The sequence below is a fragment of the Hahella sp. NS-SX17 genome, assembly GCF_057367735.1.
The window spans coordinates 2,304,040-2,321,989 of record NZ_CM170632.1 but is presented as its reverse complement, the minus strand read 5'-3'; the positions used below and the strand labels follow the sequence as shown (position 1 = coordinate 2,321,989).

The 17,950-nt window shown below is 53.0% G+C and carries 14 protein-coding genes; 4 read left to right on the top strand and 10 right to left on the bottom strand.

From position 1 onward, the window contains the following. Positions 1 to 62 precede the first annotated feature (62 nt). The 3 genes from putA (at position 63) to AC2IBB_RS10520 (ending at position 6,304) form a co-directional block, all read left to right on the top strand. Complete coding sequence (gene putA, locus AC2IBB_RS10530; RefSeq protein ID WP_486332814.1) at positions 63 to 3,236, top strand: bifunctional proline dehydrogenase/L-glutamate gamma-semialdehyde dehydrogenase PutA; 3,174 nt, start codon at positions 63 to 65, stop codon at positions 3,234 to 3,236. 85 nt (positions 3,237 to 3,321) lie between these two features. Beyond that, positions 3,322 to 4,794, top strand: a complete 1,473-nt coding sequence (gene putP / locus AC2IBB_RS10525) for a sodium/proline symporter PutP (RefSeq protein ID WP_486332813.1) — start codon at positions 3,322 to 3,324, stop codon at positions 4,792 to 4,794. A 136-nt stretch (positions 4,795 to 4,930) separates the two neighbouring features. Continuing rightward, a complete protein-coding gene (locus AC2IBB_RS10520) occupies positions 4,931 to 6,304 on the top strand; it encodes a C13 family peptidase (protein ID WP_486332812.1) in 1,374 nt (457 codons plus the stop codon). Positions 6,305 to 6,364: 60 nt separating this feature from the next. Here the strand turns inward: AC2IBB_RS10520 and AC2IBB_RS10515 are convergent, their stop codons facing one another. The 10 genes from AC2IBB_RS10515 to ppc form a co-directional block, all read right to left on the bottom strand. After that, a complete protein-coding gene (locus AC2IBB_RS10515) occupies positions 6,365 to 6,940 on the bottom strand; it encodes a YceI family protein (RefSeq protein ID WP_486332811.1) in 576 nt (191 codons plus the stop codon). Positions 6,941 to 7,006: 66 nt separating this feature from the next. Beyond that, positions 7,007 to 7,552, bottom strand: coding sequence for a cytochrome b (locus AC2IBB_RS10510; protein ID WP_486332810.1), 546 nt, complete (start codon positions 7,550 to 7,552; stop codon positions 7,007 to 7,009). Between the two features lie 98 nt (positions 7,553 to 7,650). After that, complete coding sequence (locus AC2IBB_RS10505; RefSeq protein WP_486332809.1) at positions 7,651 to 8,550, bottom strand: DMT family transporter; 900 nt, start codon at positions 8,548 to 8,550, stop codon at positions 7,651 to 7,653. Positions 8,551 to 8,967: 417 nt separating this feature from the next. Continuing rightward, entirely contained in the window at positions 8,968 to 9,759 is a 792-nt protein-coding gene (locus tag AC2IBB_RS10500; protein ID WP_486332808.1) for a class I SAM-dependent methyltransferase, read from the bottom strand. A gap of 46 nt (positions 9,760 to 9,805) precedes the next feature. Then, positions 9,806 to 10,153 carry a hypothetical protein gene (locus tag AC2IBB_RS10495; RefSeq protein ID WP_486332807.1) on the bottom strand — a complete coding sequence of 116 codons (348 nt, stop codon included), beginning with the start codon at positions 10,151 to 10,153 and terminating at the stop codon, positions 9,806 to 9,808. Positions 10,154 to 10,305: 152 nt separating this feature from the next. Then, entirely contained in the window at positions 10,306 to 11,106 is an 801-nt protein-coding gene (locus AC2IBB_RS10490; protein WP_486332806.1) for an undecaprenyl-diphosphate phosphatase, read from the bottom strand. 131 nt (positions 11,107 to 11,237) lie between these two features. Continuing rightward, positions 11,238 to 11,933: a tRNA (adenosine(37)-N6)-threonylcarbamoyltransferase complex dimerization subunit type 1 TsaB gene (tsaB, locus tag AC2IBB_RS10485; protein ID WP_486332805.1), complete on the bottom strand. Its 696-nt coding sequence runs from the start codon at positions 11,931 to 11,933 to the stop codon at positions 11,238 to 11,240. Between the two features lie 71 nt (positions 11,934 to 12,004). Then, on the bottom strand, positions 12,005 to 12,661 hold the full coding sequence (gene adk / locus AC2IBB_RS10480; protein WP_486332804.1) for an adenylate kinase: 657 nt from the start codon (positions 12,659 to 12,661) through the stop codon (positions 12,005 to 12,007). Positions 12,662 to 12,962: 301 nt separating this feature from the next. Continuing rightward, a complete protein-coding gene (locus tag AC2IBB_RS10475) occupies positions 12,963 to 14,351 on the bottom strand; it encodes an HDOD domain-containing protein (protein WP_486332803.1) in 1,389 nt (462 codons plus the stop codon). 175 nt (positions 14,352 to 14,526) lie between these two features. Further along, positions 14,527 to 17,172 carry a phosphoenolpyruvate carboxylase gene (ppc, locus tag AC2IBB_RS10470; RefSeq protein WP_486332802.1) on the bottom strand — a complete coding sequence of 882 codons (2,646 nt, stop codon included), beginning with the start codon at positions 17,170 to 17,172 and terminating at the stop codon, positions 14,527 to 14,529. Positions 17,173 to 17,590: 418 nt separating this feature from the next. Here ppc and AC2IBB_RS10465 point away from each other — a divergent pair, with 418 nt between their 5' ends. After that, on the top strand, positions 17,591 to 17,935 hold the full coding sequence (locus tag AC2IBB_RS10465) for a type 1 pili tip component (RefSeq protein ID WP_486332801.1): 345 nt from the start codon (positions 17,591 to 17,593) through the stop codon (positions 17,933 to 17,935). Positions 17,936 to 17,950: the final 15 nt, after the last annotated feature.

Sequence of the window (17,950 nt, the reverse complement as noted above, 5' to 3'; positions counted from 1 at the left end):
ACTTCAAGAGCCGGATCTTTACAAACAACAACGCCAATTATCGCGGTTCTGGAGTACTCCGTATGTTTAAAGCTTCATCCGTACTTTCGCCCGACATCCAAGCTGTAAGCCTGGACTCGCTGTGGACGGCGATAACTCAAAACTACGCCGTTGACGAAGCGGCCTATCTCGAAGAACTCATGGCTCTGGCCACGCCCGGAACCGAAGAGTTAAAGTCGATTACACAAGGCGCCACCAAACTGATCGAAGATGTCCGCGCCCAGGACGACTCCGTACACATGGTTGACGCCCTTTTGCAGGAATACAGCCTGGATACGCAGGAAGGCGTACTGCTGATGTGTTTGGCGGAAGCCCTCATGCGCATCCCCGATAAAGCAACAGCCGACGCTCTTATTCGCGACAAGATGTCCGCCGCCCAATGGGACAAGCATATGGGCAAGAGCGAGTCCACGCTCGTCAACGCCTCAACCTGGGGCCTGTTGCTGACCGGCAAAGTAGTCAAGCTCGATCGCAACATCGACGGCACTCCCGCCAACGTTTTAAAGCGTCTGATCAATAAATGCGGCGAGCCGGTTATCCGCAGCGCCATGAACCAGGCCATGAAAATCATGGGCAAGCAGTTCGTTTTGGGCCGCGACATCAGCGAGGCGCTGCAAAACGGGCGCAAATACCGAGACAAAGGCTATAGCTACTCCTTTGACATGCTGGGCGAAGCCGCACTGACGGCGGAAGACGCAGAGCGCTACTTCCAATCCTACATAAAAGCGATTGAGACCGTCGGCGCCGACCAATATGACTCTCGCCCGGGCGCGTCCAGTATTTCCATCAAGTTGTCCGCGCTGCACCCTCGTTACGAGCAAGCCCATCAGGACCGCGTCCTGACCGAAATGTACGAAAAAGTCCTGTTGCTGGTGCGCGCCGCTCGTGAACGCAACGTCAGTCTGACTATCGACGCAGAAGAAATGGACCGTCTGGAGCTGTCCCTGCGTCTTTTCGAAAAGCTTTATCGCTCACCTGACAGCCGCGGCTGGGGCGAGTTTGGTCTGGTGGTTCAGGCATATTCCAAGCGCGCACTGCCAGTATTGTGCTGGCTTACCGCCCTGGCGGCGGAGCAAGGCGACCGCATTCCGGTGCGCTTGGTTAAAGGCGCTTACTGGGATAGCGAAATCAAGCTGTGCCAACAACGAGGCCTCTCCGCCTATCCTGTGTATACTCGCAAAGAAAGCACCGACGTGTCTTACTTGGCCTGCGCCCGCTTCCTGTTCAGCGAATATGCGCGCAATCATATTTATCCGCAGTTCGCTACGCACAACGCACATACTGTGGCGTCCGTGCAGGCTCTGGCGGAAAAGAGCGACCGCTCTTTCGAGTTTCAGCGCCTGCACGGTATGGGCGATGCGCTCTATAACGCGATGTTGGCGAAGCAAAAACGCACAGTACGCATTTACGCTCCGGTAGGCGCGCACAAAGACCTGCTGCCTTACTTGGTTCGTCGTTTGCTGGAAAACGGTGCAAACTCCTCTTTCGTACACCGTCTGGTGGACGCAGAAACGCCCATCGACAGCCTGGTGCAACATCCGGTGCATGAGTTGACCCGATACTCTTCGCTAGCCAACCATCGCATCCCCCTGCCTGCACAGATATTCGGCAACCGTATTAACTCAATGGGAGTGAACCTGTTCGTGGAAAATCAATATTCGCCGTTAGAAAAACAATTGAGAGCCTGGGATCAGCACCAGTGGAAAGCCAGCCCCATCGTTAATGGTGAGCGCCGCACCCTGAATGCGCCCACGCCTGTCTTGAGCCCCTACGACCAGTCCCAGTCCGCAGGCGTCGTCCACTGGAGCCAGTCTAACGACGTCGATGACGCCTTGGCGGCCGCCTATGCCGGATTCGAAAAGTGGAACAGCACACCTGTCGAAAAACGTGCGCAAAGCCTGGAAAAGCTGGCGGACCTGATGGAGGCCAATTTGCCTGAGTTCATGGCGTTATGCTGCCGTGAAGCAGGCAAGACGCTGCAGGACAGCATTGACGAAGTTCGCGAAGCCGTGGACTTCTGCCGCTACTACGCGGATCAGGCCCGTAAGCACTTCAGCAAGCCTACCGTTTTGCCAGGGCCTACAGGTGAGTCCAACGAATTGTACCTTGAAGGCAAGGGCGTCTTTGTCTGCATCAGCCCATGGAACTTCCCACTGGCGATTTTCATCGGGCAAATCACCTCCGCTCTGGCTGCAGGCAACGCCGTTATCGCCAAACCAGCAGAGCAAACCAACCTGGTTGCTGCTCGCGCAATTGACATGATGCTGGAAGCGGGTGTCGCCAAAGAAGCCATCCACTTCCTACCGGGCGACGGCGCGCAAATTGGGCCACAGCTGCTGAATGACAACCGCGTATGCGGCGTCGCATTCACAGGCTCTACTCAGACAGCGCACATCATCAACCGCACGCTCGCGTCTCGCGATGGCGCAATTGCAACGCTAATCGCAGAAACCGGCGGCCAGAACGCCATGATCGTGGACAGTACTGCGTTACCTGAACAGGTGGTTAAAGATGTAGTACAATCCGCCTTCGCCAGTGCAGGTCAGCGCTGTTCAGCACTCCGCGTATTATTCGTGCAAAAGGATATCGCCAACGGAATCCTGGAGCTTCTGTCTGGCGCGCTGAAAGAACTCAAGGTTGATCATCCAAAGCATTTGAGCACTGACGTAGGCCCGGTTATCGACGCCGAAGCGCAGGCAGGCCTTCTGAAGCACATCGAAGAGATGAAAGCGAGCGCCCGCTGGAGCGCAGAGGCCACACTGCCGAGCGATCACAACAAAGGCTTTTTCGTTACGCCGAGCGCGTTTGAAATCGGTTCAATTAATGAACTAAGCAAAGAGCATTTCGGCCCAATTCTGCACATCGTTCGCTATGCTGCGGAAGAGCTCGACAATGTGATCGACAGCATCAACAACACAGGCTTCGGACTGACGCTGGGCATTCACAGCCGCAACGAAACAACCGCCGCTCACATCGAGAAGCGAGTAAAAGTAGGCAACACCTACATTAACCGCAACCAGATTGGCGCAGTGGTCGGTGTGCAGCCATTTGGCGGTCACGGCCTGTCAGGCACTGGCCCGAAAGCCGGTGGCCCCCACTACCTGTTGCGTTTCGCAAATGAGCGGACTCGCACCATTAACACGACAGCCGTCGGCGGAAACGCAACTCTGCTGTCGCTGGGCGTCGAGCACATTTAATTTCGCTCAGCGCCGCACTCATAGCGGGCGTCCTGCGTACGCCCGCGTTCATAGAACAATTAAAAACAAGCAGGAGTAACCTAGCATGATTGAAAATCAATTTGCTGTGGGAATGACTTTCTTAGTATATCTGTTAGGGATGCTGGGTATTGGAGTTTGGTCATACTTACGCACTAAGAACCTCTCCGATTATATTTTAGGTGGGCGTAGCCTTGGCCCATTTCCTTCCGCACTGAGCGCTGGCGCTTCCGACATGAGCGGCTGGCTGCTGTTAGGCTTGCCTGGCTATGCTTACGCCGCCGGCTATGAAGCTGCCTGGATCGCCATTGGCCTGTTGACCGGCACTTGGTTGAACTGGCTTATCGTTGCGCGCCGTCTACGCGTTTACAGTAAGGCCGCCAACGACTCCCTTACTCTCCCCGAGTTTTTCGAAAACCGCTTTGAAGACAGCAGCCGTCTATTGCGGGTAATTTCCGCGTTTTTCATCCTGATGTTCTTCCTGTTCTACACCAGCTCCGGCTTAGTGGCTGGCGGCAAACTGTTCGCCACTGTATTCGGGCTTGACTACAACTGGGCGGTATTCGCGGGCGTGGTGGCTGTTGTTTCCTATACCCTGTTCGGCGGCTTCCTCGCTGTCTCTTGGACTGACGTAGTGCAAGGCCTATTAATGGCCGCCGCATTGGTTATCGTACCAATTATCGCGATCAACGCAGATGGCGGCTGGGGCGCAGCCAATGCCGCTATGGCGGCGAAGAACCCCGAATTGCTGGACGTATGGACAAGCGTCAAAGGCGAACCACTAGGCATTATCGCCATCCTGTCGTTGCTTGGCTGGGGTCTGGGTTATTTTGGCCAACCGCACATTTTGGCCCGCTTCAAGGCCATCCGCTCTGAAGACGATATTCCAATGGCGCGCCGCATCGCAGTATCCTGGACCGCCGTGACTCTGATTGGCGCGCTCGCGTGCGGTTTCGCTGCGATCTCTTATTTCGCCAATCCGCTGGAAGACTCCGAGAAAGCCTTCATGCTGCTGATCAACGCTCTGTTCAACCCTGTCGTAGCAGGCATTCTGCTGGCGGCGATCCTGGCGGCGGTAATGAGCACTGCAGACTCTCAGTTGCTGGTATCCTCTTCCGCACTGGCTGAAGACTTCTACAAGGCGCTGTTCCGCAAAGACGCAAGCCAACAGGAGCTGGTCAACGTTGGCCGCCTCGCGGTAGTCGTTATTGCTGTTATTGCTGCACTGATCGCGCTAAACCCTGACAGCAAAGTACTGGGCATGGTGAGCTACGCATGGGCCGGATTTGGCGCTGCATTTGGTCCCGCCTTGATCCTGGCGTTATTCTGGAAGCGCATGAACCGTAACGGCGCTCTTGCAGGCATTCTTGTGGGCGGCATTACTGTCGTCGTCTGGAAGCAATTAAGCGGCGGTCTGTTCGACCTTTATGAGATCATCCCTGGTTTCATTCTAGCGACCGTAGCTATCATTGTTGTTTCTCTGGCGACGGAAGAGCCTTCCGCTTCCGTCCAAAAGCAGTTTGACAACGCTGTAGGCTAGCTTTTCCCGCGGCGCACCTTTTGCGCCAGTAGAGAATAGCCGGGCGCAGGGATGCGCCCTTCCCTTCGATTCAGCTTATCTCCCCATAAGGTTATACTGACCGCCAACTGCCCTACTTATTTAACGGCGTTTCAGTATGCTTAATAACCTTGCCCAGGGCTTACGCCTGGCTTTTTTCTTTCCCGCCGCCGCTATTCGGTTCCGCTTGAGCCCTGGCGCTTTCTGGTTCGTCGCCATAGTTGGCGCTTTGACAAGTGTGCTGACTGGTTTATATGCAACGGAGAGCCCTCGAATATTTCAGGCTGAAGGCGTATTTAGCGAAAGCTTCCTGTTAATAGCAATTCTGGCTGGCAGCTTTATCGCCAGTAAAATAGTTGGCGACCCATACTCTCAATACCGTATCCCCACGCTATTTCTCAACGCAATCATAGCGCCATATATTCTTTACACGGTATTCGAGCAGGAAGTCACCCTCACCTATTATTCCGACTACCCCCAACTTTTCTGGTGGTCATATTACGCTCTGGTCATCTGGACTCTGATCATCGCCTATCGGGCTGTGCGACTGTCCTCCTCCGGCCATCCTCTCCGACGCCTCACCGCCGCCTTACTGCTCACCATCGTGACGTTTCTACCAGCGCATTATCTGTACTTTTATGACTTCTGGATTACGGATTACAGCCAGAGCTTCGCACAGGAGCCCGAAGCGCCAAGCCTGAACGCAGAGCGCATACTCAGTCGCCAAGGGCCTCTGTTGCAAAGACAATTGGAAAAGCTACAGGCTTCCAAACCTGGCGAGCAAGACATGTTCTTCATCGGTTATGCCGGCTGGGGCGAACAACAAGTCTTCGCCAATGAGGTGGCTTTCGCCAGACGCTTGTTCAATCAGCAATATACCCGGTCCGAGCAAGAGCTGATCCTGGTCAATGATGTCAATAACCCCGAAGGCGCGCCTCTCGCCACTGCAACGAACCTCGAGACGGCGCTCACCCACATGGAGACATTAATCCAGCCGGAAGAAGACATTCTGTTCCTATTCATGACAAGCCACGGCGGAGAAGACCACAGCATCGCCACCAGTCTCAGCAATGTGCCGTTGAACGATATTCCTGCCGAAAAGCTTGGCCAAATACTAGACGCCAGTCCATTCAAGTGGAAAGTTGTGGTTGTTTCCGCCTGTTATTCTGGCGGCGTTATCCCCTATCTTGAAGGAGAAAACACCCTCGTTATTACAGCCGCCCGACCTGACCGCACCTCATTTGGTTGTAGCGATGACGCTGAGTACACCTATTTCGGTCGTGCGTTCTTGGTAGAGTCTTTAACGCAAACTCCTTCTTTCGTCACCGCCTTTAACAAAGCCAAAGATTTAGTGAGCCGCTGGGAGAAAAGAGACGGATTCACCCCGTCAGAGCCGCAAATTCGCGTGGGGGAGAAGGTATTACAACAACTGGTGCAGTGGAGCGAGAAAAGAGGCGCCGGCGAAGAGGTCCATTGCCGGACTAAGTGCTGATGGAGTTATTCCCTGCGACGGCTCCATACGGCGCCGCCGAGGGATACTCAGAGAAAGACCTTACTTGCGAATGCCTTCTACTGTCATGTATAGCTGGATTTCTTCCGCCGCGGGCCCCAGGCTTTTGGGAATGCCAAAATCTTTCAGCTTAAAAGTGGTAGTTCCCTCAAAGCCTTCACGATAGCCGCCCCAAGGGTCGTTGCCGCCAGCAATATGCGTAGCATCCAGTACAACTTCTTTGGTAACGCCACGCAAAGTCAGATCACCAACAATTTTCGCTTTGCCGTCCCCTTCAGGAACCACTTTCTTGCTCACAAATTTCGCAGAAGGAAACTCGTCTACATGCAAGAAGTCTTCGCTACGGATGTGCTTATCACGCTCAGCATGGTTGGTGTCCACACTGGCCGGATCGATGTTCACCGCCACTTTCGCCGCAGAAGGGTTAGCCTCATCATAAGAAAATTCGCCGTCAAACTTGTTGAAGCGCCCTAATACCCAGCTATAGCCCAAGTGGGACATTTTGAACTGGATAAAAGAGTGCGCGTTCTTGGTGTCCATGACAAAGTCCGCCGCATGAACAGATGCTGCGCCGGTCAACATAACGCCCAAGACAGCGCCAACGATACTCTTCTTCATAACTGTTTATCTCCTTGGATTTAGGTTAAATATATCTGTACTCACCGCCGCCGACAGCACTGGCGGCTATTTTGGGGAAAGCATTCTCATCAGAGTTTTATCTTTATCTATCACGTGATGCTTAATAGCCGCCAAAGCATGTAAAACGGCCAGCCCTACCAATGACCACGCCAGCCATTCGTGAACCTCGCCTGCAATATCCTCCATCCCTTTCACAGGGGGCAACAAAGCAGGAACCTCAAACAGACCAAACACATCAATACCCCGTCCGTCGGCGGTGGAAATGAGATATCCGGCGACCATGGCGGAGATCAACAACAGGTATAACAGGCGATGCGCCCATTCACTGGCGACCTTTTCGATACGGCTCAGTGAGGGCTCTGGCTCAGGACGCACATTGATAAGCCGCCAAACCAACCTGAATACAATTACAAACAGCAACAGCATGCCAATGCTTTTGTGGATGAAAGGAGCTTTTTGGTACCAGGCGTCATAATAGGACAGGTCTGTCATATAGAGCCCCAATCCGAATAAACCGAAAACAGCGAGCGCAACCAGCCAGTGCAGCAGAATTGCTATAAGTCCGTAATTTTGTTGCGTATTTTTCCACATTATAAGCAGCTCCCATCATCAATTGCCGTAGTCTAACCTCAATTATTTCGTATAAATATCGATAAATTTGAGATAGAGGATTCTATTTTTTAGAAAGCTTAGACCGAAGCTCCCCTCCTGCCAGCAAGTAGATAAAAAACTCGCCGCAACTGCTCCCTGGGCACATTAATAACAATGACTCCCAACAGCGTTAAAGCGCCGCCCAAGGCCAACTTCCAGGTCAAAACATCTCCAAACCATAGTATCCCGAACACCATTGCAAAGATCGGCGCCAGCAGCATCATCGGAGTCACCAAGGAGACGCTGTAACGCCCAAGCAAGCGATACACAATGCCGTGTCCGACAATGGATGCCACCACAGCGGAATAAAGTGGAGCCCAATAATCCGTCCACTCACTTTGAGCCAGAAGCCGCCATTGGCCCTCTTCAAATATATAAGACAACGCCAGCAGTGACGGTGTAGCCACTAATGCAATCCAGGCCTGTAGTCGCATGACGCCTAAATTCGGGCACTGCTTCATTAATATAGTCGCTATCGCCATACTCGCAGCAGCGCCCACCACCCAAGCCAGCGCGTCAAGATGATTAAAGACTACTGGATCAAACCCGATTATAAATACCCCGACTAAAGCCAGAATAATCGCACCACCTTTAACCCAACCAATGCTCTCTTTTAATATCGCCGCCGCCAGAATGGCTGAGAATGGCACATACAGCTGTGTCGCAATGGCGACCGACGCTATATTTCCTCCTGCGTTAAGCCCTAAAAACATCATACTGAAGTGTAATACACCCAATACAAATGCAACTGACAGCAACGGCTTCATATATCCTTTCGCTGGCTTCAGCCAAGGCGCCGTCAACACCAGCAAAAAAGCAAAACGCAGAGCAGTAAACAACAGAGGCTGAAAGTGCTGGGCGCCCTCCTTGCCTGCAATAAAGTTAAACCCCCACGCGAGGTTCGCCAGCAGGCCCAACAACAAATCCAATAGGGTCATAAATAGTCTTCGCCTGCGGCGACAGTTTGATACAAATTACAGCGTAAAAAGCATATACAAAATAACTTGGAATGAATCGTTAACATGCTGTAATCAGAAGGGCTCAGCGGATGTTCAATATTAGTACATTAGTATAGATAGGTAACTCTACTTAACTTGTTTTGTGGATAATTGGACTATATTTAACCAGTCCTTAAAAGGAGGGGAATCATGGAAAATCAATTTGACGAAGACGTAATTATCCCAAGCAACAACTAGAAGTAGTTGAAGTATCGCGAAGCCAGTTTACCGAACCGGCAGTCGTAAAGTCCGCTGACGCAACGGCGGAACCGCGCCTCAAAAAGGCGCCAAATAGAATTCGGATCAGTCATTATATCCAGACGCAGTGCGCCGTTGCGCGGCTACAACCGGTTGATGTTATCCACCGGTCAGCTTGCGTAGGGCGTAGACATCAAACCGGCCGCTTTTTCCTGCCACAATAAAGCTCGGCTCTCGCCCCAACAGGCATGGCGCGCCCTTAGGCCGTTTAACCACCACTCGCTTAACATCCTTCTGCAGAGCAGCAGCAAGCAATTCATTCGCATCTGGATCAGCGCCAACAATATCCTTAAACGCCTGCATTTCTTTTTTCACCGCACTACTCTTGCGACGCTCAGGAAACATGGGGTCAAGGTAAACCACATCAATCCCATCAGGAAAGGAACCAAAGGCCTCCCCTAAGTGCAATTTCATTCTAGACGCTACTGTCGCAGCCTCTGAACAATTTTGCGCTCTGCGCAGGCCATCCGCCAACAGGCAGTGGACAAGCGGATTACGCTCAAACATGTCCACTCGACATCCCAACGCAGCTAATACGTAGGCATCCCTTCCCAGACCAGCCGTAGCATCAAGGACATTCAGACTTTTCACTTCGCCCTTTAGACCTACCGCCTTCGCAACCATTTCACCACGACCGCCTCCATGCTCACGCCGATATGCCAGCGCACCTTCTACAAAATCTACAAAAACAGCGCCTGGCGCCTGCAAGCGCCAGTTCACCAGCTCTACTCTTGCATCAGAAAAGTTCAGCACGTATATCGGCCTGTCGCTCTTGGCAGGTAATGAATCAGAAGTAACAAAACGTAGCCCGAACTGAGAAGAAAACGCCTCGGCCTCGTTCAAGCGCATCTCACCCGAACTGACCAATACCTGCTCGTCATACGAAATCATGGTGCAATATCCATAACCAAAAAGAGGGGGGGATAGAAACAGGACTTTATACAAACAAATCAATACTTACCAAGCTGTCGACGCCATCGCGGGGGGAGTTGTTAGCGGTTGACTGGTAGGTTTGTATAGCCTGCTGCGCGGCAAGAGAGACATCGTCCGGTTCAGGATTCCGTTGTAACTGATTTTGCTCGGCGGAAGTGGTGGCGTAGACGCGGCGAAATGGCGTGATTTCCTGCCCCCCGGTCTGTAACACGTCTTCGGTCGCAGTCGCCTGCTCAATATTACGGCGTTGCGAGTCGTCGCGACGCGAAGCGTCAGCATCACTTATCGTCGATGCTTCATTGCGCTTAATCGTAGGTACTAACGGTAGCGAAGAGCCAACTCCGCCAATCATACGGCTATCCTTCCAGCGATAATCGCTCGGTCCGTGTCAATTTGAGACATTCAATCAGCAGGACTCCGAGCATATTGTCGGGGCGTTTTTCTAAAGTATAGACCGCCCCGAATCAGCCGCTAACAGAAGTCCGGCTAGTGCAGGCCGCTAACTCAGGCTACATACAGCCAAATCAACAAGCCTGCGCCTAGTATCATGCGATAAATTACAAACGGCATAAAACCTATCTTCTGTAAAAATTTTAAAAATAAGTGAATGCATGCATAGGCGCTGATTGCGGAAATAATGGTCGCCGCAGCGATTTCAGACCATTGCGAGCTGGCGCCCGTATTCACTAACTCCAGCCCTTTAAACAGACCAGCCGCGGCGATCAATGGAATAGAAAGAAGGAAGGAAAAACGGGCGGCTGTTTCTCGGTTCAGCCCCAAAAACAAAGCTGATGTCATGGTAATGCCTGAACGCGATGTGCCTGGAATCAGGGCCAATGCCTGAGACACGCCAATTATCAGCGCATCTTTTAACGTAAATTGATCCGTGTCGCGAGTTCCTTCTTTGCGATCAGCCAGCCCCAGCAAAATGCCGAAGCCGATTGTCGCCAAAGCAATAACCAATGCCGAGCGCAGGTTTTCTTCGATCCAGCTGTCCAACAATACGCCAGCCAATCCAGCCGGTATCGTACCTAGAATAACGGCCCAGGCGAGACGTGATTCCTGCGATGCGCCACCACCGGCGATCTGTTTAAACCAACCATTGAGCAAATTGAAAATATCAGCTCGGAAATAAACCATAACCGCCAGCAAGGTGCCGACATGAACGGCTACGTCAAACGCCAACCCCTGATCCTGCCACCCCCAAACCTCGGAGGGAAGAATCAGGTGCGCAGAGCTGGAGACAGGAAGAAATTCCGTCAGCCCCTGAATCAGCGCCAAAACAACGATCTCAAGCCAAGTCATTTAAAATGTTCCCATAAAAATAGTAAGCACTAATAAAAAAGCTCCTTAAAGTTCCACTTGTCGACGTCGGCGTCAAGCGCGACTTTCGTGAAAGTTTGGAGAGATATACAGACAAGAGGAAAAGTTAGCTTTTAACGTCCGGGGAGCTTCTTCCAGGCTACTTCATCGCGCAAATAGATCGGTTGGGCCTGTATGGCTGGCGTTACGCATCCCGCCTCAAACATCGCTACCGCCATTTCAGCCATAGCAGCGGCTCGAGGGCCCCACTCCAACTCCTGTATTCGAGCTTTCTCGGCCAACACGGCCGGCAAGCGTTTCAGATAAAGCAGACCGCTCCCCAATAATGCCGCCTCACCACTTTGCGTGGATACATCGACCATTTCAGGGGGAGTTACCTGCTCCGCATACACTTCCATCAAGCCCCCAGGGGAATTCTCATAACCCGCCCAGTAAACTTCGTTCATGCGCGCATCAAGTAGACATATCGCCTGACTGGCGAAGTTTTCTTGACTCTTAAACCAGGCGAAAGCCATCGCCTCCAATGTAGACACTGACGCGACAGGCAAATCCGCGCCAAACGCCAACCCCTGAACAATACCTGCTGCAATGCGCAGTCCGGTGAACGAGCCCGGCCCTCTTCCAAACGCCAGGGCATCCAACTGCTTAACGCGCAAACCGCTGTCGCCAAGCAAACTATCAATCATTGGCAGGCACCGTTTGGCGTGAGCCCTTGGCGTCGTTTCCAGCAGCTCAGTCAGTTCGCCATCGTTCCATAAAGCCACGGAGCAGGCGTCACTTGAAGTATCCAGTGCGAGTATTTTGGCCATGAAGGTTGTTCAATAAAATCTGAAGAGAAGGCGACGCAGAGTAGCGTCGCCCAATGATGAAGGTATAATTTTTACTTCTGCAAACCTGCGAAGACACGGTCACGAATTTCGTCGACAGAACCAATGCCTTCAACACGGAGATACGCAGGTGCGGCATCCACATCTTTCTCCGCCCAGCTACGATAATAATCAACCAGTGGAGCGGTTTGTGAGTGATAGACTTCCAAGCGCTTGCGCACTGTTTCTTCTTTATCGTCTTCACGCTGAACCAAAGACTCGCCTGTGACGTCGTCCTTCCCCTCCACTTTAGGCGGATTGTAGTCGACATGATAAACACGGCCGCTAGCTTCATGTACGCGACGCCCACTCAGGCGCTTGATGATCTCCTGGTCGTCAACTGCGATCTCCACGACATGGTCAATTTTCACACCAGCCTCACGCAACGCTTCCGCCTGGGGAATCGTGCGAGGGAAACCATCAAACAGGAAACCGTTGGCGCAATCGTTTTCTGTAATGCGGTCTTTTACCAGCGCTATGATGGTTTCGTCCGATACCAGTCCACCCGACGCCATCACTTCTTTCACTTTCAGACCCAATGGAGAGCCCGCTTTTACCGCAGCGCGCAGCATGTCGCCAGTGGAAATCTGGGGTATCCCGAATTTCTTCATAATATTCTGCGCTTGCGTGCCCTTTCCGGCGCCGGGTGCGCCCAATAAAATAATTCTCATACCAATTACACTCCTGATCCAAGCAACAAATTCCTGTGCGCTTACGTCAGCCGCAAGCTGACGCAGCAGTCTGTCGACGAGTTATTATTGTCGAGTTCCATGGAGCCCCTTTAAGGGACTTTTCTCTCAACACATTGATTCCAATCGCATTTCCCCGCGATTCCGGCGACAATACACATCCGATTAGAGACGCTGCACATTGTAGGGAAGATTAGCAAAGAGCTGAATTATACGGATATAGGCAGGCAACCTGAAGCGCCAATCTCGATAAAGCCGCCCGGGCGACGGCGCCCAGGCGAATCTATCCCATTTGTGAGGCAAGTTGATTCAGCGAATCGCTGGACTGCTTCAGCTGTTCGAACACTTCAAACACAATCTCAGGCTGCATATCCAGGCGTTTTGCGTAGTAGACAGGATCGTCCGGAACTTGATCGTCGCCTAACTCAAGCTCCTTGAGCAGGCAGTTGGACAGCTGGATCAGTAAAACGTAATCCTCGTAGGGACCGTGGTAATCCTTGACTTGATGCCCAGCAGCAGTCATAGAAACTTCCTTCGGCAAGCGCCAATGCTCCAACAGAATTGAGCCCAGCATACCGTGTCCCAATCCCACTAGCTCCTTAGCTCCACCCATGCCGAGCACCTGCTTTTCCAAAACAGCCAGCTCCGTCATCGGGTCCGCCTCGGCAAGCTTGTTCAGCATGGTGTATTCAGGGCGAAACAGATGCCCAAGGAGCAAAATACCGAAGTTATGCAGCAAACCGGTCAAGTAGGCCAGGGATGGATTGACGCGATCATCAGGAACATGGAAAGCCAAACGCTGCGCCAATAGCGAGACATGCAGCGCATGCCGCCAAAAGCAAACGATGCCGAGGGGGCCCTCATTGGGTAAATCAAACGCCTTACTGGCGGAAATAGATAACGCCAACTGGCTGACGCGCTCAAATCCCAGAACGCGCATAACCGCATCCTTGACGCTCTCAAGCTTCCCTCTATATCCGTAAAGCGCCGAGCGGGCTTGTCGCATAATCTGCGCCGCCAGACTGGGATCTTGCTCGATGATCGCCGCCAACTCCCCCGCGGTGGCGTCTGGATCAGAGGTAGCCTGCAGTATCCGCGTCGCAACCGTCGGCATCGGCGGTAGTTTATAAAGACGCTTTAAACGCTCCGCCACACGCTCGGCGTTGGCTTCGCCTACATCAGTACCTTCTGGAATATCGGATGACAAAGAATTCATTGCTAGCGCCTCACAGCAGCCTTGCTTAAGTTTTATAGCACGACTCATCACTCTCTGAAAGCTTTCGCGATCCAGACGCAACAGAGTATTGTGGCACCCTGACTGGATATATATTTGCTCCTTGGTGAACAAGCTCTCATCACACACGGCGTGAACGCCATAGGCGCTGGCGATGGGAGGGTGTGATCCAGGCTCACAGTCTCGGAACAAGCGATCCGCCTGACGCCCGGTAAGGCGCTGAAGGTTGCGACGAATAGCGCCATTAAGGGCGTCCAGATTCATTTGCATCCCGAATTCGGTGATCGCCATGACGACGCCTTTGGCGTCCACCAGGATTTCCGCCACCGCCACACAATCAGGCAGCACTTCAGCCGCCCTCAAAGCAGCGTCAATATTGCCTGCGCGATCATGGTGTATCTGCTGATACGGCACTCCCTGCCGGCTCAGATACTGCATAACTCTGGATGCAAGCGGCACACTTCCCCCGTTTTACTAAAACAACCCAAATAATAGTTTAGTTTATATGCGCCTGAAGGGACGTGCGTGATAGGAATCACATGCAAAGGTAAGCTTGCGTTGCGCTGTGTTGGAGTTTGGTAACCGCCCCGGCGACGCCGGGGCGACAGCGGGACTAGCCCGTATTACGCATACCAGCGGCGACGCCCGCCATCGTGACCTTCAGCGCTTTCTCAACCGTCTCTTTATTGGTTTCTCCCTCGGCTCGATCACGCACCAGGAGCTCCACCTGCAAGTAATGCAAAGGGTCGGTGTAGGGGTTGCGAACCTGCAGGGAATGCATGAAGACAGGGTTATCCAGCAGCAGCTCACCCTGTTCCTTTAGCTCATTGATCAGGTCCACGGCGCGACCCGCCCGGCGACGCAGCTCATCTCCCAACTGGTGTAGCTCTGGTTTGACCAGTCGCTCCTCATAAAATCGCGCAATCTCAGGGTCCACCTTGGAAAGCACCATTTCCAGCATATCCACGTGAGTTTCAAAGAACGGCCAGCCAGTCAACATCGCCTTCAATGTGTCCGCGCCGCCATCATCGACGGCAGTTTGCAGCGCTGTATCGCTACCCAGCCAAGCAGGCAGCATGAGTCGCATTTGCGTCCAAGCGAAAATCCATGGGATAGCACGCAGGCTTTCAACACCGCCGGAGGCCTTGCGACGCGCAGGACGACTACCCAACGCCAGTTTGCCGAGTTCCTGCTCCGGCGTCGCGGAGCGAAAGTACTCCACGAAACCGGGCCGCTCGCGCACCACTTCACGGTAAGAAGTCACCGCCAGACTGGATAGCTTATCCATCATCTCGCGCCAGGCAGGCTCTGGTTCCGGCGGCGGCACCAACGAGGCCTCCAGTACAGCGCCTAGATAGAGATTGAAGCTCTGTTTGGCGACTTTCGGCTGCCCGAATTTAAAGCGGATCATCTCGCCCTGTTCAGTAATTCTGAAGTTACCAGCGACCGACCCCGGGGGCTGCGAGAGAATTGCCCGGTTAGCCGGGCCGCCGCCGCGGCCGACCGTTCCACCACGACCGTGGAAGAGCGTCAGTTTTACATCATGCTTCGACGCCACCTTGACCAGCGCCTCTTGCGCCTGATACTGCGCCCAGGCCGCCGCCATCTGACCCGCGTCTTTGGCGGAGTCCGAGTAACCAATCATGACCTCTTGTTTACCGCCCATGTACTCCCGGTACCATGGAAGGTCGAGCAAACGACCAATGCTATCCGCAGCGCCTTGCAAATCACTCAGGGTCTCAAACAGGGGCGCAATCGGAATGCGGTGACGCATGCCGCTCTCACGCAGCAATAGAATCACCGCCAGAACATCGGACGGATCACTGGCCATGGAAATAACATAGGAGCCCAGTCCCTCCGGAGGCTGCGTCGCGACAACTCGACAGGTAGCCAACACTTCCTTGGCTTCCGCAGAAGCCGGCCACTCCTTGGGAAGCAGTGGACGCCGACCTTCCAGCTCACGAATCAAAAAGGCCTGCTTCTCCTCTTCGCTCCACTCTGAGTAATCGCCAATGCCAAGGTAAGCGCATACTTCTTTCATCACATCGCTGTGGCGTTCTGAGTCTTGCCGAATATCCAGCCTCACCAACTGTAAACCGAAGCATTGCGCGCGACGAATCACGTCCAGCAGCGGCCCATTGGCGATCACTTCCATGCCGCAATCCCGCAACGAGCGATAACACACCATTAACGGCTCAATCAGTTCCGCATTATTGAGCAAAACATCAGCGGATGGTTTTTTCGTGGCGTCCAGTGCCTCAGCAGCCCATGCCCGCGTTGCTTCCAACCGGCTGCGCAGCTTGGCGAGTATTTTCCGATAAGGCTCCCGGCTCTGCCCAGAGGCCCGCGCCAGTTCGCCATTACAGGCGGTCATGGATAATTCCGAACGTAGCGCTTCTATATCCCGCAGATACAAATCCGCCGCCATCCAGCGGCTCAGTAAAAAGACTTCGCGAGTGACCTCGGAGGTAACGTTAGGATTGCCGTCTCTGTCACCCCCCATCCAGGAGGCGAACCGCACAGGGCTCACGTTGATCGGCAGCCCCTCGCCAAAACGCGACTGCAACGCGGCGTCCATCTGGCGCATAAAATCAGGAACTGCCTGCCATAAGGAATTTTCGATTACGGCGAACCCCCACTTCGCCTCGTCCACCGCCGTGGGGCGCTCATAACGAATCTCATCTGTGTGCCAGGCTTCTGTGATCAAACGTCGCAGACGCTCAACGATCTTGCCGTACTCTTCCTCCAATAAGTCGCTACGGTCCGAGGCCTCCAGGCACTCAGAAATCTGGTCATATTTCTGAATCAGCGTGCGGCGGGTAATTTCGGTAGGATGCGCCGTCAGCACAAACTCTAAATTCAGATCCGCCAGTTGCGCGAAGACTTTCTCTTTACTGACGCCTTGACCAATCAAGCGATCAAACACGACTTCGATCGTGTCCAGGCGGTTATCCACCAGTTCGCTGGCAGGCGCCCGACGCCTGACGATATGGTATTGTTCAGCAATATTGGTCAGGTTCAAGAATTGATTGAACGCCCTTGAGACAGGAACCAGCTCTTCATCATTCAATCCAGAAAGCACCTCTTTCAGTTGCTTTCTCTGGCTGATTTCCGCATTACGGTCTGCTTTTGCGGCGATACGGATTTTCTCGATTTTATTGAAAATCTCATCGCCAAGGTGATAGCGAATGCTTTGCCCCAGCAACTCTCCCAGAAGGCGTACGTTTTCTCTCAGTTCAGGATGCAATTCCTTCATCATTTCTCTTACTCCGCCGCTTTTTCAATAGTCTCTTCTTCGTTGACGTTTTGTTGCAATCGCCTTATCTCAACTATAACCCTGTGAAATATCGAAAAATTCCGAACTAAAACAATAGCACCCCCTACCCTGGTTGTCTCATCATTCCACCAATCCGCATGCCGCTTCATCTGAGACGGTCTAAACTATTAATCAGGCAGACAAATAGCTTCCTTCTATTTGTTTACAACGACAGGGCCTGCGCAGGCGCATGAATGCGCCTGAGTACTAACATGCCAATATCATTGCCACGTTAGTAGTTAAAAACCTTCACAGAAAAACCGGCCGCCCTCTCAGGCCGCTACGTACATGCTCTTATGGCCCGACCTGGTGGGGCCTCCTAGACTGAAATTGATGTCGTTTGTTTTACATAGGCCGCTTTATGAAAATTAACGCTCTCGTGCAAAATTGGGAAAACACCGCCAACGTCCGTCTTACGAACAAGGAATATCCGTTGCGCCTGCGCATTGAGGACGCAGCCAGAGTTTCAGCCCTCGCAGAAATGTATCCACTACGCAGCCAGGAAGAAATCATCAGCGAACTCCTTTCCGCTGCGCTGGATGAGCTGGAGAGCAGCTTCCCCTATATTCAGGGAGCCAAGGTGGTTGCTGAAGATGAAATGGGCGACCCCATGTACGAAGACGTCGGGCCGACGCCAAGATTTTTGCAGCTAAGCAAGAAGTACATCAGCCTGCTCAAGCAAGAGCTGAAGGCGGCCAACAATTAAGCTTGCAACAGGTGC